General features: G+C 62.3%; 12 protein-coding genes. 10 read left to right on the forward strand and 2 right to left on the reverse strand.

Features of this window, described 5'->3' with window-relative positions; translation table 11 throughout:
- Positions 1-199: 199 nt before the first annotated feature.
- From IB246_RS04060 to IB246_RS04105, 10 genes are all read left to right on the forward strand, one after another.
- Positions 200-553: a hypothetical protein gene (locus tag IB246_RS04060; RefSeq protein ID WP_008042899.1), complete on the forward strand. Its 354-nt coding sequence runs from the start codon at positions 200-202 to the stop codon at positions 551-553.
- A gap of 276 nt (positions 554-829) precedes the next feature.
- Positions 830-1,789: an AAA family ATPase gene (locus IB246_RS04065; RefSeq protein WP_008030123.1), complete on the forward strand. Its 960-nt coding sequence runs from the start codon at positions 830-832 to the stop codon at positions 1,787-1,789.
- A gap of 5 nt (positions 1,790-1,794) precedes the next feature.
- Positions 1,795-2,739, forward strand: a complete 945-nt coding sequence (locus IB246_RS04070) for a DUF58 domain-containing protein (protein WP_008042897.1) — start codon at positions 1,795-1,797, stop codon at positions 2,737-2,739.
- Complete coding sequence (locus tag IB246_RS04075; RefSeq protein ID WP_008030120.1) at positions 2,736-3,230, forward strand: DUF4381 domain-containing protein; 495 nt, start codon at positions 2,736-2,738, stop codon at positions 3,228-3,230. The genes IB246_RS04070 and IB246_RS04075 overlap by 4 nt, the downstream gene beginning before the upstream one ends.
- Positions 3,223-4,302 (forward strand): vWA domain-containing protein, encoded by a 1,080-nt coding sequence (locus IB246_RS04080; protein WP_008042895.1) that lies wholly within the window; start codon positions 3,223-3,225, stop codon positions 4,300-4,302. The genes IB246_RS04075 and IB246_RS04080 overlap by 8 nt, the downstream gene beginning before the upstream one ends.
- Complete coding sequence (locus IB246_RS04085; protein ID WP_008042894.1) at positions 4,299-6,035, forward strand: VWA domain-containing protein; 1,737 nt, start codon at positions 4,299-4,301, stop codon at positions 6,033-6,035. The genes IB246_RS04080 and IB246_RS04085 overlap by 4 nt, the downstream gene beginning before the upstream one ends.
- Positions 6,032-7,672 (forward strand): BatD family protein, encoded by a 1,641-nt coding sequence (locus IB246_RS04090; RefSeq protein ID WP_008042888.1) that lies wholly within the window; start codon positions 6,032-6,034, stop codon positions 7,670-7,672. The genes IB246_RS04085 and IB246_RS04090 overlap by 4 nt, the downstream gene beginning before the upstream one ends.
- A 268-nt stretch (positions 7,673-7,940) precedes the next feature.
- On the forward strand, positions 7,941-9,185 hold the full coding sequence (locus tag IB246_RS04095) for an exonuclease SbcCD subunit D C-terminal domain-containing protein (RefSeq protein WP_008042886.1): 1,245 nt from the start codon (positions 7,941-7,943) through the stop codon (positions 9,183-9,185).
- Positions 9,182-12,823 carry an AAA family ATPase gene (locus IB246_RS04100; RefSeq protein WP_008042884.1) on the forward strand — a complete coding sequence of 1,214 codons (3,642 nt, stop codon included), beginning with the start codon at positions 9,182-9,184 and terminating at the stop codon, positions 12,821-12,823. The genes IB246_RS04095 and IB246_RS04100 overlap by 4 nt, the downstream gene beginning before the upstream one ends.
- Entirely contained in the window at positions 12,820-13,413 is a 594-nt protein-coding gene (locus IB246_RS04105; RefSeq protein WP_008042882.1) for a glutathione S-transferase, read from the forward strand. Before IB246_RS04100 ends, IB246_RS04105 begins: the two co-directional genes overlap by 4 nt.
- Positions 13,414-13,522: 109 nt before the next feature.
- On the opposite strand, the gene IB246_RS04110 is transcribed toward IB246_RS04105, so the two are convergent.
- On the reverse strand, positions 13,523-13,780 hold the full coding sequence (locus tag IB246_RS04110; RefSeq protein WP_008030107.1) for a hypothetical protein: 258 nt from the start codon (positions 13,778-13,780) through the stop codon (positions 13,523-13,525).
- On the reverse strand, positions 13,777-13,989 hold the full coding sequence (locus IB246_RS04115) for a hypothetical protein (RefSeq protein WP_008042879.1): 213 nt from the start codon (positions 13,987-13,989) through the stop codon (positions 13,777-13,779). The genes IB246_RS04110 and IB246_RS04115 overlap by 4 nt, the downstream gene beginning before the upstream one ends.
- Positions 13,990-14,060 lie beyond the last annotated feature (71 nt).

Consider the following 14,060-nt stretch of genomic DNA (forward strand, 5'->3'; position numbering starts at 1 on the left):
GCATCGGACAACACTAGCAGCCGTGTAGGAAATTGGGCGTTTTATGCCCGGATTTACAGCACCTTCGTGCCAGAAATGACCAACAGCGCCCTGAATGTTCACGTCACATTCTCTGACAGTCAGCCGAGCAGAAATTCCCGAGGGCTGGCAGAATTGCCTTTTGTTGTGTTCACAACGCTCGCCGAGCCAGGAAATACCCATGAAAATGACCACCGCCCTGTTGATCGTCAACCCGTGTGACGAGGAAGAAGACAACATGGCCATGCTCGCCTGCCACAGCGATCAGGGTGAAATGTTCCTGATGAGCCGCTACCCGGACGAGGACGAGCTGGAGATCACCCTTGATGGCGAACCTTCAACGCTGGACGGCGTGAAAGTGACGCTGAGCCCTACCCGCTTGCTGATCGAAATCGCTGCGGCGGATGCGGATGCGTTGAATGGGGATGATTCGCTGGAGATTACGCACAGCACGAGTGCGAGTGATCTGGCGGAAGTGGAAGAAACCTTGCAGAACATCCTTAAGGGGACCGGGACTTACATCAGCAAGATTTGATGTTGCCTGGACGGGCCTCTTCGCGGGCAAGCCTCGCTCCTACAGGTTTAGGCCGGCCGCAATATCGCGGCTACCCTGATCCTGTAGGAGCGAGGCTTGCCCGCGAAGGCGTCCGCAAGATCGCCACATTCTCCGAAACAACATCGATAACCCACCTCCTGCGCACATTTGCACAAAATGCCGTTAGTCGCCGCCCCCCGCGATAGATTAAAGTAACGCCCCCAGCCCTGGCGTTATTCGAACGTCTTCGGTCACCCTTTCCAGGAACAGTCATCGATGGAACATCGTGAAGCGCTGCTCGCGCTGCGAACCTTTCTTTCAACGCAGATTCTCGGCCAGGAAAAACTCATCGAGCGCTTGCTCATCGCCCTGCTTGCCGACGGCCACATGCTGGTCGAGGGCGCTCCCGGCCTGGCCAAGACCAAGGCCATCAAAGAACTCGCCGAAGGCATCGAAGCCCAGTTCCATCGCATCCAGTTCACCCCTGACCTGTTGCCTGCCGACATCACCGGCACGGAAATCTATCGCCCGGAAACCGGCAGTTTCGTGTTCCAGCAAGGCCCGATCTTCCACAACCTGGTATTGGCGGACGAAATCAACCGTGCCCCGGCCAAGGTTCAGTCGGCTTTGCTTGAAGCCATGGGCGAGCGTCAGGTCAGTGTCGGGCGCAGCACCTACGAGCTGTCGCCGCTGTTCCTGGTGATGGCCACGCAAAACCCGATCGAGCAGGAAGGCACATACCCGCTGCCCGAAGCGCAGCTGGACCGCTTCCTGATGCACGTGAAAATCGGCTTCCCGGACGCCACCGTCGAACGCCGCATCCTGCAACAGGCCCGTGGCGAAGCCTTGAACGGTGAAACCAAACCGGAGCGCCGGGTCAGCCAGCAGGCCATTTTCGCCGCCCGCAAGGAAATCCTCGGTCTGTACATGGCCGACGCCGTGGAGGAATACCTGGTGCAACTGGTCATGGCCACGCGCACGCCGGCCAAGTTCGACCCGGAGATGGCCGAGTGGATTGCCTACGGCGCCAGCCCGCGCGGTTCGATTGCCCTCGACCGCTGTGCCCGCGCCCACGCCTGGCTGGCCGGTCGCGACTTCGTCAGCCCGGAAGACATTCAAGCGGTGCTGTTCGACGTGTTGCGTCACCGCATCATTCTGTCCTTTGAAGCCGAAGCCGCTGGCATCGACCAGGACCGGGTGGTCCAGCGGATTCTCGACGTCGTAGCCGTCGCTTGACCCCGATGAACGTCATTCTGCCGCCCGAGCCGGGCATCCGCGTCAGCCTCGCCGAGCTGATCGAGATGCGCCATCGTGTGCGTGAAGTGCAGCTGTTTTCCACGCCGAGCCAGCGCAGCCCGCTGATCGGCCTGCACCACTCCAAGCTGCGTGGTCGTGGTGTCGATTTCGATCAGGTGCGGGTCTATCAGGCCGGCGACGACGTGCGCAGCATCGACTGGCGCGTCACCGCCCGAACCCAGGAGCCGCACACCAAGCTGTTCCACGAAGAACGCGAACGACCGATTTTCATCATGGTCGAACAGAGCCGACGGCTGTTTTTCGGTTCGGGGCTGATGTTCAAATCGGTGCTCGCCGCCCAGGCCGCCAGCCTGATCGGCTGGGCCGCGCTCGGCCATAATGATCGGGTCGGCGGGCTGGTGTTCGGCGATAACGAACACTACGAAATCAAGCCCCGGCGCAGCAAACAAAGCCTGCTGCAATTTCTCAACCGCCTGGTGCGTGTCAATCAGTCGTTGCACACCGAAAGCGAGCAGAACCGCGATGCCCTCAACCTGGCCTTGCGTCGTGCCCGGGAGGTGCTGCGCCCCGGCAGCCTGGTGATCGTGATCTGCGACGAGCGCGCGCTGACTGAGGGCTCCGAGCAGCAATTGAGCCTGCTGTCGCGCCATTGCGACCTGTTGCTGCTGCCACTGTCCGACCCACTGGACCACGCCCTGCCCGCTGCCGGCCTTTTGCGCTTTGCCGAACGCGGCGCGCAACTGGAACTCGACACGTTGAATTTCGACCTGCGCCAGACTTACCGCGCCCAGGCCGAAGCGCGCATCGCCCATTGGGAATTGCTCGCGCAAAAACTGCGGGTGTTGTTGATGCCCCTGAGCACCCAGAGCGAGATGGTCGAACAACTGCGCGAGTACCTGAACCCGCAAAAACCGGGGAAATATCGATGAGCAGCCTCGATCAACTGCAACCGCTGATTTCCCCGCCGCCGATTGGCTTTTGGCCACCGGCACCGGGCTGGTGGTTTTTGCTGTTGTTACTGCCGCTGATCGGCTTCGGCCTGTGGAAGGCCCGGCGTTTCCTGCCGAACAAGCGCCCCATCGTGCGCGCCGAACAACCGCTGGACCCGGTGCGCATCGCCGCACTGGCCGAACTGGCGCTGATGCCCAAACCTTACGACGGCGCACCGGCCGGTGCCTGGCTGCAGCAACTCAATGGCTTGCTCAAACGCCTGTGCCGCAACCATTACCCCTACAGCCAGAGCCACACCCTCAACGGGCGCAAATGGCTGGCGTTTCTCGACAACCGTTGCCCGGCCGCCGGGCTGACGCGCTGGATGGTACTGGTCGAAGGCGCCTACAAACCCGAATGCAAACTCGACGACAAGGCCATCGCCGGCCTGACCCAAGCCGTCGACACGTGGATTCGCAAACATGTTTGAGTTCGCCTGGCCGTGGATCTTCGCCCTGCTGCCGCTGCCGTGGTTGATGCGCATCGTGCTGCCGGTGGCCGACAGCGGCGAACCGGCGCTAAAAGTCAGTTTCCTCAGTGACCTCGAAGGCCTGGCCCGGCGCCGTGCCCGGGCCAACCTGCCAGCCTGGCGGCAACAAGCGCCGTTCATCCTGCTGTGGCTGTTTTTGCTGATCGCTGCAGCGCGCCCACAATGGCTCGGCGAACCGTTGCCGATTGCCGCCAGTGGCCGTGACTTGCTGGTGGCGGTGGACGTTTCCGGTTCCATGGATTTCCCTGACATGCAGTGGCAGGACGATGAGGTCAGCCGCCTTACGCTGGTGCAACATTTGCTCGGTGATTTTCTCGAGCGACGCGAAGGCGACCGTGTCGGCCTGATCCTGTTCGGCAGCAGAGCGTACCTGCAAGCACCGCTGACCTTTGACCGGCGCACCGTGCGGGTCTGGCTCGACGAAGCGCGCATCGGCATCGCCGGCAAGAACACCGCCATCGGCGACGCCATCGGTCTCGCGCTCAAACGCCTGCGCCTGCGTCCGGCGCAAAGCCGTGTGCTGATTCTGGTCACCGATGGTGCCAACAACGGCGGCGAAATCGACCCGCTGACCGCCGCGCGGCTGGCGGCCAAGGAAGGCGTGAAAATCTACCCGATCGGCATCGGCGCCGATCCCGAGCAAAGCGGCACCGCAGGATTCCTCGGCATCAACCCGAGCCTGGACCTCGACGAGCCTGCGCTGAAAGCCATTGCCGCCGCCACGGGCGGCCAGTATTTCCGCGCTCGCGACGGCAAGGAATTGCAAACGATCAAGGAAACCCTCGATCAACTGGAACCCGTGACCCAGCAACCGACCCAGGCCCGCCCGGCGCAGGCGTTGTATCACTGGCCGTTGGCGATGGCGCTGCTGTTGAGCCTGTTGCTGGTGGCGCGCGAACGCTGGCCGGATAACCCGTTGCAGCGCCTGTTTACCAAGGATCTGTTCTTGCAAACGCAACTGCCTGACTGGCGTCAGCGACTCAAGCGCCTGCGCCTGCGGAGGCGCCGATGAGTGCGCTGTGGCCTTACTGGTTCCGTCCCTGGTGGCTGCTGCTGTTGCCGCTGCTCGGCTGGTTGCTCTGGCAACTCTGGCATCGACAGAAGCGCGCCGGGCGCTGGCAGATGATTCTGCCGCCGGCCTTTCATTCTGCGCTGCTCAGTGGCGGCAACGGTCGCGACAGTAAATTGCCGTGGGTCGCCCTCGGTGTGGCGTGGCTGCTGACGATTCTGGCGCTGTTGGGGCCGAGCTGGGAGCGCGTCGAGCAAGCCAGCCAGAAACCCGCCGACCCGCTGGTGGTGATCCTTGAGCTGACCCCGGAGATGCTCGCCACCGACGTGACGCCAAACCGACTGGAACAGGCCCGGCGCAAGCTGTTCGACCTGCTGCAAAACCGCAGCGACGCCCAGACCGCCATCGTCGTCTACGCCGGCAGCGCACACACGCTGGTGCCGCTGTCGGATGACCTGTCTACCAGCCGCAATCTGCTGGAGGCGCTCAAACCGTCGTTGATGCCCCAGACCGGCCATCGCGCCGATCTCGCGGTGACCAAAGCCCTTGCGCTGCTGAATCAGGCCGCGCTGGGTGACGGCCGGATTCTGCTGATCGGTTCGTCCCTGACTGAACTGGAACGCGAAGGCATTCAACAGGCGCTCGACGGCAAGTCGACCCGGTTTTTGATGCTCGGCATCGGCACCGCCGAAGGCGCACCGATCACTCAGGAAGATGGCAGTTTCCTCAAAGATGATCAGGGCGCGATTCTGGTGCCGCACCTCGACGAGCCGAACCTGAAAGCGTTCGTCAACGGCCTCGATGGGCGCTATCGCCACGCGCGCCTGGACGATGCCGACCTGCGCGCCCTCGGTTTGCTCGATGGCCCGCGCAACTTGCGCAATGACGGCCAGACCCTGCGTCTCGATAGCTGGGCCGATCAGGGTTATTGGCTGTTGTTGCCGCTGTTGCTGTTGGCGGCCTGCGCCGGGCGACGCGGCTGGTTGCTCTGCCTGCCGCTGCTGTTCCTGTTGCCGCAGCCGAGCTATGCCTTCGACTTCGAAGACTTGTGGTTGCGCCCTGACCAGCAAGGCCTGCATCTGTTGAAAAAGAAGCGTCCGGCCGAGGCCGCGCAGCATTTCCAGGATCGGCAATGGCAAGGCGTGGCGCTCTACGAGGCCGGCGACTACAGTGGCGCCGCCCAGCGGTTCGCCGAAGGCAATGATGCCCACGCCCACTACAATCGTGGCAACGCCCTGGCCAAAGGCGGTGAGTTGGAAGCCGCGCTGGATGCTTACGATCAGGCACTGGAGCGGCAACCGGATCTGCGCCCGGCGCAGACCAACAAGGCCTTGGTGGAAAGCTTGATCAAGCAGAAAAATACGCCGGCACCCGTTGAACCGGACAAAACCGAAGGCGACGAGGCCGGGACCCCGCAGGAACCACCGCCGGGCGCAGCCACCCAACAGTCGAACAGTGGCGAACCGAAGTCCGATGCCCAGACCACGGCACCCGATGCAGAACAGTCGGATACGACACCGGCGCGCCCCGGCACCAATGAGGTGCCCGGCAGCGAGTTGGGCGACGAACAAAGCACCACCCCGCCGTTGCGCCCTGCCAGCGATACCATCGATGGCGAACAGCGCCAGGCGCTGGAACAATGGCTGCGCAAGATCCCGGACGACCCGGGCGAATTGCTCAGGCGCAAATTCTGGTACGAACAGCAGCAACATCAGGATCAGGAAAAAACCCGATGACCCGCTTCACCGCTTTCATGCTTGCTCTGTTTATCTGGACCGTTCAGGCCCAGGCTGCGCAACTGGTCGCCAGTGTCGACCGCAGTCGCCTGAACTCCGGCGAAACGGTCGAGCTGACCCTGGAGTCCAACGATGTCACCCAGTTCGGCAAGCCCGACCTGACGGCGCTGGAGCCGCTGTTTGAAGTGCGCGGCACCCGCCAGGTCAACCAGTTGACGACCCTTAACGGCGGCAACGGCGCCACCACCCGCTGGATCATCACCCTGCTGCCTCGCCAGAACGGCAGCGTGGTGATTCCGTCGCTGCAACTGGGCGATGTGCAGAGCCAGCCGATCACCTTGCAAGTGGTCGAGAGCGAAACCCAGGACAGCACGCAAAAACTGGCCCCGGTATTCATCGAAGCCAGCCTCGATCAAAACAGCGTGTACGTGCAGGCCCAGGCGCTCCTGACCTTGCGCATCTACCATTCCGTGTCGCTGTATGACGACAGCAGCCTGACTCCGCTGCAGATTCCCGATGCGCGCATCGAGCAGTTGGGCGAGTCGCGCACTTACGAAAAAGACATCAACGGCCTGCGCCATGGCGTGATCGAATTGCGCTACGCGATCTACCCGCAACACAGCGGCCAGTTGACCATTCCGGCGCAGATCTTCAGCGCCACGCTGGTGGACGCGCAGCCGGCCAAGGACGTCGAGTCCCAGGTGCCGAAATCCGGCAAATTGATGCGTGTCAGCTCGGTCGAACTGCCGCTGACCGTCAAGCCGAAACCTGCCACTTACCCGGCTGACGTGCCTTGGCTGCCGGCCCGCAGCCTGACCCTGAGCGAGAGCTGGAATCCGGAACCGGATCACACGCAAGTGGGTGACTCTCTGACTCGCAGCCTGATTTTGGAAGCCGAAGGTTTGGCCAGTTCACAACTGCCGCCATTGCCGGCCACCGACGTCAACGGCTTACGGCGCTATCCGGATCAGCCGGTGCTGGTCAACCAGAATAGCGAGCGCGGCCTGATCGGCAGCCGCGAGGACCGTGAGGCACTGGTGCCTGTCCAGCGGGGGAACGTCGAGTTGCCGGCTGTGGATGTGGTCTGGTGGAACACCTTCGAAGATCATCTGGAACACAGCAGCCTGCCGGCGCGGACGCTGCAAGTAGCCAACAACCCGGGCTTGATGGTCGATACCCCGGCCGGTACGCCGCTGGTCATTTCCCCTGCCGACAATGAAGCGCTCTGGTGGTGGAAACTCAGCACCGTCATTCTCGCCTGCACCACCCTGCTGGGATTCGGCCTCTGGTGGCGTGCCCGCTGGCAACCGGCGATCCTGCGCGCGGCCCAGACCGGCCCGAGCCCGCGTACCGTGCTCGACGACCTCAAGCGCGCCTGTCAGGCCAACGACTCCCACGCCACCCGCCAGGCCCTCGACGCCTGGGCCCGGCAACAACCGGAAACCCTGGCCGACATGGCGGCGCGTTTCGTGCCGTTGTCGGACGCGCTGGATGGTTTGAACGGGGCGCTGTACAGCGAAACCGGCCAGCATTGGCAAGGTGAAGAGCTGTGGCGCGCGATCAAGGCAATCCCGATTGCCGAGCGGGTTCAAGACCCGGTCGGCGACAGCGGCCTGCCACCGCTCTACCCGAAGTAACCCCAATCCTGTAGGAGCCGGCTTGCCGGCGAAGCGATCCCGAGTTCCGCGTCGCGCTCAAGGCCGCCTTCGCGGGCAAGCCTCGCTCCTACAAGGCCGGGGGCGGCGCGAATCCCTGTAGGAGCCAGGCTTGCCGGCGAAGAGGCCCTTGAGGTTGTGGTGGCCAGTTCCTGCAGTAGGTTTGGTGTCGCTTTACCCGTAAACTCTCTCCCCTTTCGCCGCTGTCAATTCCCACGCGGCCATCACCTTATTTCCTACGGAGCTCGCCTTGCGTCTGTTTCACACCTCCGACTGGCACCTTGGGCAGAACCTGCACGGCCAGGAACGCGATTTCGAGCACGGCTGTTTCCTCGATTGGTTGCTGCATCAACTGAAACTGGACCAGCCCGATGTGCTGTTGATCGCCGGCGATATCTTCGACACGGTCAATCCACCGGTCAAAGCCCAGGAACGCCTCTACGATTTCATCGTCAGCGCCCACGAACAGCAGCCGAAGCTGACCATCGTGATGATCGCCGGCAATCATGACTCCGGCTCGCGCATCGAATTGCCTGCACCGTTGATGCGCCGTTTGCGCACGCATGCGCTGGGTCGTGTGTTGTGGCTGGATGACGGCCAACTCGACGCCGAGCGCCTGCTGCTGCCACTGCCGGACGCCAAGGGCAAAACCGTCGCCTGGTGCCTGGCGTTGCCATTTTTGCGACCTGCCGAAGTGACCGGCGCGCACCTGGGCGACAACTACCTGCGCGGGATTGGCCAGGTTCACGAATGGCTGATCGAAGCCGCCAACGCCAAGCGCAAGAAAGGTCAGGCGCTGATTGCCATCAGTCATGCGCACATGGCCGGCGGTTCGGTGTCCGAAGATTCCGAGCGCAGCTTGATCATCGGCAACGCCGAAGCGCTGCCCGCCAGCCTCTTCGGCCCGAGCATCAGCTACGTTGCCCTTGGCCACTTGCACAAACCGCAGAAGGTCAACGGTGAAGAGCGCATTCGCTACAGCGGCTCGCCGATTCCATTGTCGTTCTCCGAAATCGGTTATCAGCATCAGATTCTCGACGTCCAGCTCGACGGCGAAACCCTGATCAGCGTCGAACCGAAACTGATTCCCCGCGCCGTCAACCTGCAACGTATCGGCCCGGCGCCTCTGGCCGACATCCTGCTGCAACTGGGCGACCTGCCGAACATCGACTTGCTCGCCGACGTTCAACGGCAGCCGTGGCTGGAAGTGCGGGTGCGCCTCGACGAGCCACAACCCGACTTGCGCCATCAGGTCGAAACCGCCCTGCAAGGCAAAGCCGTGCGCCTGGTGCGCATCGCCGCTGAGTACGCCGGAAACGGCAGCCGTGATGGCCTCGATGACGGTGCGACCCTGGTTGAACTGGACCAGCTCACGCCCCAGGAATTGTTCAGCCGCGCCTGGCAGGACAACTACGGCAGCGAGGTCGATGAGCAAACGCTGAAGGACTTCGCCGAGCTGTTGCAAGACGTGCAAATGGAGAGCGAACAGCCATGAAAATTCTCGCGATCCGCCTGAAAAACCTCGCCTCCCTGGCCGGGCCGTTTGAAATCGACTTCACCGCCGAGCCGTTGGCCAGCGCCGGTTTGTTCGCCATCACCGGGCCGACCGGTGCCGGCAAAAGCACCTTGCTCGATGCCTTGTGCCTGGCGCTGTTCGGCGCCGTGCCGCGGTTGAGCAACGCGCAAGTGTCGGCCAAAGCGCCGGACGCCGACGGTGAAATCAGCACCGGCGACCCGCGCACGTTACTGCGTCGCGGTACGGGCGAAGGCTATGCCGAAGTGGATTTCGTCGGCATCGATGGCCGTCGCTACCGCGCTCGCTGGGAAGCCAATCGCGCCCGGGAAAAGGCCGGCGGCAAGCTGCAACACAGCCGTCAGAGCCTGCGCGACATCGATCTGGATCAACTGCTGGCCAGTCAGAAGGTTGAATTCAAGGTCCAGCTCGAAGCAGTCCTGGGCCTGAACTTCGAGCAATTCACCCGTGCCGTGTTGCTGGCCCAGAGCGAATTCAGTGCGTTCCTCAAGGCCAACGACAACGAACGCAGCGAACTGCTGGAAAAACTCACCGACACCGCGCTCTACACGCGTCTCGGCCGTCGCGCCTTCGACAAGGCCAAAGAGGCCCGTGAAGCGCACAAGCTGTTGCAGGATCAGGCCACCGGCGTCACGCCGCTGTCGACCGAAGCCCGCGCAGAACTGGATGAACGCTTCAACGAAGCACAGCAGCAATTGAAGACTCAACAGGCGCAACTCAAACAGTTGGAGTTGCAACACACCTGGCTGAAAGAGCTGCGCCAATTGCAGGACGAGCAGCTCAGCGCCACCGAGCAACTGACCAGCGCCCGGCAGGATTGGGAAAACCTGGCCAGCGACCGCTTGAAGCTGACTCGACTGGAACAACTGGCACCACAACGGCACCAGTTCGCCCGCAAGACCGAACTGACCGCCCAGCTCACGCCGCTGGCCGCGCAGATCCAGCAGCACACCGGGCAAGAACAGGATCTGCAAACCCGTCAGACGCAACTCGAACACAGTCTCAGCGCGGCGCAAACCGCGCTGATCGAGGCGCAAAGCCAACACACTTCAAGCGCGCCACTGCTGCGTCAGGCCTTTGAGGCGCAAAGCACCCTCGCCCGCCTGATCAAGGACACCGGCCTCAGCGCCGACCTCAAGCAGCAAGCGGAACGGGCCTGCTCCGAAGGCCAACAGACGATTCAAGGTTTGCTTGAGCAGCAGAATCGGGTTGCCGAGCGTCTGCAACGGATTGCCGCCGAACTTGAGCAAAGCACCCATCTGGCGCCGCTCAGCGATGCCTGGAACGCCTACCGCGACCGCTTGCAACAATTGATGCTGATCGGCAATCGCCTGAACAAGGGGCAGGCGGAACTGGCCTCTCTGGAGCAGAACGCCACCCACGCCGCCGAGGAATTGGCGGCGCAAAAACAGAATCTGGAAGTGCTCTACAAAGAGGCCGGCGCCGAGCCTGATGCGGTGGCCGAACAGATCCAGCTGCTGGGCACTCTGTTGCAGGACAACCGCAAGCAACTGCGCGCCATTGAAGAGCTGACGCGGCTGTGGACTGGCCAGCAGGAACTGGACAAGCGCATCGCCGAATTGCAGCAACGTCAAACCGTTGCCCAGCAGGAGCGCGACCGCCTGACCCAGGACGGGGTGAAAACCAAAAACGAATTGACCGTGGCCGAACAGACCCTGACGGTGACCCGCGAACTGCTGGAACGTCAGCGTCTGGCACGCAGCGCCAGTGTCGAAGAACTTCGCGAGCAATTGCAGGATGATCAGCCCTGCCCGGTCTGCGGCAGCCCGGACCATCCTTATCATCAACCGGAAGCGCTGCTGCAAAGCCTCGGCCGCCATGATGAAAGCGAACAGGCCAACGCGCAAAAAGCGGTGGATTCGCTCAAGGAAAAACTCACCGACCTGCGTACCGAAGTCGGCGGCGTGATTGCGCAACAGAAGGAATTGCTGCAACAGCAGGAACAACTGCTCGCTCAGCAGCAAAGCCTGGCACCGAGCCTCGATGCGCACCCGTTATCCGCGCAGCTTTTCACCCAGGACAGCGCCAAACGCGATGCCTGGTTGAACCAGCAAAACAGCCAGTTGAACCAAAGCATCACGCAGGACGAACAGCGCCAGACCGCCCTGCTCACCCTGCAGCAGGACGCCACGCGCCTGCAACAGCAACTGCGCAACGCCGAAACCGCGAGTCAGCAGGCGACCCAGCACCTGGCCAACCAGCAACGCGAGTTGAGCAATGACCGTCAGCGCCTGGACGAAGAGCTGATCGCGTTCAGCACCCTGCTCCCGGCCGACACACTGGACGCCTTGCGCAACGAACCGGCTGCGACCTTCATGCAGCTCGACCGGCAGATCGCCCAGCGCCTGGAGCAACTCGACCAGCAACGCGATGAACTGAGCGAACAGCTACAACGCCAGCAGACGCTGGAGAAGGAACAGGATCGTCAACTGACCCGCGTCCAGCAGCTGGAAACCGCTCAGCGCCAGTTCACCACGCTCACCGAGCAGCAACAGGCTTGCCAGCAGCAACTGACGCAACTGCTCGGTTCCCACAGCAGCGCCGAACACTGGCAACAGCAACTGGATCAAGCCGTCGAACAGGCGCGCAATGCCCAGGCGACCGTCAGTCAGGAACTGCAATCGGTGCGCACGCGCCTGGTGCAATTGGCAGCGGAACTGAAAGCGCAGCAAGACCGCCTGCTCGCCCTTGAAAGCGAAGATCGTGAACTGGGCCTGAAGATTGCCGACTGGCGCGCCTTGCATCCGGAACTGGATGACGGTGGCCTTGAGCAGTTGCTGAGCGTCGACGACCAGCAGGTCAGCGAGTTGCGTCAACGGTTGCAGCACAACGAAAAAGCCATCGAACAAGCCAAGGTGTTGTTGCAGGAACGCGACAAGCGTCTGGCCAGTCATCAGGCGCAGCACAACGGTAATCTCGATGCCGCGCAACTGGACACTGCCCTGTCCGAGCTGCAAAACCAGTTTGCCGCCAGCGAGCACCGTTGCGCCGAACTGCGCGCCGAACAGGCCGAGGACCAGCGCCGGCAGAACGCCAATCAGGCCCTGGCGCAACAGATCGCCGACGCTTACAGCGAGTATCAGCGCTGGGCGCGCTTGAATGCCTTGATCGGCTCCGCGACCGGCGACACCTTCCGCAAGATCGCCCAGGCCTACAACCTCGACCTGCTGGTGCATCACGCCAACGTGCAGTTGCGGCAACTGGTGCGGCGCTATCGCCTCAAACGCGGCGGCAGCATGCTGGGCTTGCTGGTGATGGACACCGAGATGGGCGACGAGCTGCGCTCGGTGCATTCGCTGTCCGGCGGCGAGACGTTCCTGGTGTCGCTGGCCCTGGCATTGGGCCTGGCTTCGATGGCGTCGAGCACGCTGAAAATCGAATCGCTGTTCATCGACGAAGGCTTCGGCAGCCTCGATCCGGAATCCCTACAACTGGCGATGGATGCCCTCGATGGCTTGCAGGCTCAGGGCCGCAAGGTCGCGGTAATTTCCCACGTCCAGGAAATGCACGAACGGATCCCGGTGCAGATCCAGGTCCATCGTCAGGGCAACGGCCTGAGTACCCTGGAGGTGAAATGACCACGCTGTACTCCTTCCGCCGCTGCCCGTACGCCATGCGGGCGCGGATGGCCCTGCGTTACTCGGACGTTGCCGTGAACATCGTCGAGGTCAGCCTGAAGGCCAAGCCTGCCGAGATGCTCGCGCTGTCGAGCAAAGGCACGGTGCCGGTGCTGAGCGTCGACGACCAAGTGATCGATGAGAGCCTGGCGATCATGCACTGGGCATTGGAACAGAACGATCCGCAGGATTGGTTGCTCAAGGATGATCCTGTGGGGCAAGCGCAGATCGCGGCGCTGATCGAAGAGAACGATCAGGTGTTCAAGGTGCATCTGAATCGCTACAAGTACGCCGAGCGTTATCCCGAGCAGCCAATGGCGTTTTATCGCAGCGAGGGTGAGGTGTTCTTGCGCAGGCTGGAGGCGTTGCTGGAGGGCCGCGATTACTTGCTGGCGGTGCCGAGCCTGGCGGATGTGGCGTTGATGCCGTTCGTACGGCAGTTCGCCCATGTCGATCGCGAATGGTTCGGGCAGACGCCTTACGTGCGGTTGCAGGCGTGGCTACAACGATTCCTGGAGTCGGACCTGTTCACATCAATCATGAAGAAATAACCGCCCCCCCCCCTGTAGGAGCGAGGCTTGCCCGCGAAGGGGTCATCAAGACCGCCAAAAGCTTCGCGGGCAAGCCTCGCTCCTACAGGGGGTGTTGGCGTTTCAGGATTCAGGCGAACACTTCGCACATCTGCAGCACCGAGCAATCGACCTGGAACGGCCCGAAGAAATCGCCTTGGCGTTTGATCGGTGGATTACCGGCCAGCAGGCCCATGGCCTTTTCGGTTTCGATGCTGCGAGCGAGGTTGTGATTGGCTTCGATAGCGCGAGCCACGGAACCTGCCGAGGCTTGTCCGATGCCCAACAGTGATGAGCCATTGGTCATGAACGCCAGGAAGGCGATGACCCAGAGTTTGCCCCCTTTCATGCCCCTGTCACTCCCGCCACGTCTGCGTGATCGATCACGGCGTTTTGTGCGCGGTGCTCGAACTGAATGGCGGGATAAGCGACCTGAATCGGTGCGTCGGTTTCGTGTTGAGATTGCGCGGTAATGCTGACAACCAACACCAGCGCCACGTAAAGACCGATGGCCAGGTAGGCGCCGTGTTTGGCAGAAGTGAGGATTGCGCTGGCCATGGTGTTCTCCGTGGGCATGTTTCAGTGCCCACAGAATCGATCAAAAAAGCTGTGATAACCACTCAGGGTTA

Source organism: Pseudomonas sp. PDM01, assembly GCF_014852325.1.
GTDB classification, from domain to species: domain Bacteria; phylum Pseudomonadota; class Gammaproteobacteria; order Pseudomonadales; family Pseudomonadaceae; genus Aquipseudomonas; species Aquipseudomonas migulae.

Bases quoted from the DNA above. Each gene is read 5' to 3' on its own strand.
- IB246_RS04085 (WP_008042894.1), top strand. From the start codon at position 4,299: ATGAGTGCGCTGTGGCCTTACTGGTTCCGTCCCTGGTGGCTGCTGCTG.
- IB246_RS04115 (WP_008042879.1), bottom strand. From the start codon at position 13,989: ATGGCCAGCGCAATCCTCACTTCTGCCAAACACGGCGCCTACCTGGCC.
- IB246_RS04090 (WP_008042888.1), top strand. From the start codon at position 6,032: ATGACCCGCTTCACCGCTTTCATGCTTGCTCTGTTTATCTGGACCGTT.
- IB246_RS04110 (WP_008030107.1), bottom strand. From the start codon at position 13,780: ATGAAAGGGGGCAAACTCTGGGTCATCGCCTTCCTGGCGTTCATGACC.
- IB246_RS04060 (WP_008042899.1), top strand. From the start codon at position 200: ATGAAAATGACCACCGCCCTGTTGATCGTCAACCCGTGTGACGAGGAA.
- IB246_RS04070 (WP_008042897.1), top strand. From the start codon at position 1,795: ATGAACGTCATTCTGCCGCCCGAGCCGGGCATCCGCGTCAGCCTCGCC.
- IB246_RS04075 (WP_008030120.1), top strand. From the start codon at position 2,736: ATGAGCAGCCTCGATCAACTGCAACCGCTGATTTCCCCGCCGCCGATT.
- IB246_RS04105 (WP_008042882.1), top strand. From the start codon at position 12,820: ATGACCACGCTGTACTCCTTCCGCCGCTGCCCGTACGCCATGCGGGCG.
- IB246_RS04065 (WP_008030123.1), top strand. From the start codon at position 830: ATGGAACATCGTGAAGCGCTGCTCGCGCTGCGAACCTTTCTTTCAACG.
- IB246_RS04100 (WP_008042884.1), top strand. From the start codon at position 9,182: ATGAAAATTCTCGCGATCCGCCTGAAAAACCTCGCCTCCCTGGCCGGG.
- IB246_RS04080 (WP_008042895.1), top strand. From the start codon at position 3,223: ATGTTTGAGTTCGCCTGGCCGTGGATCTTCGCCCTGCTGCCGCTGCCG.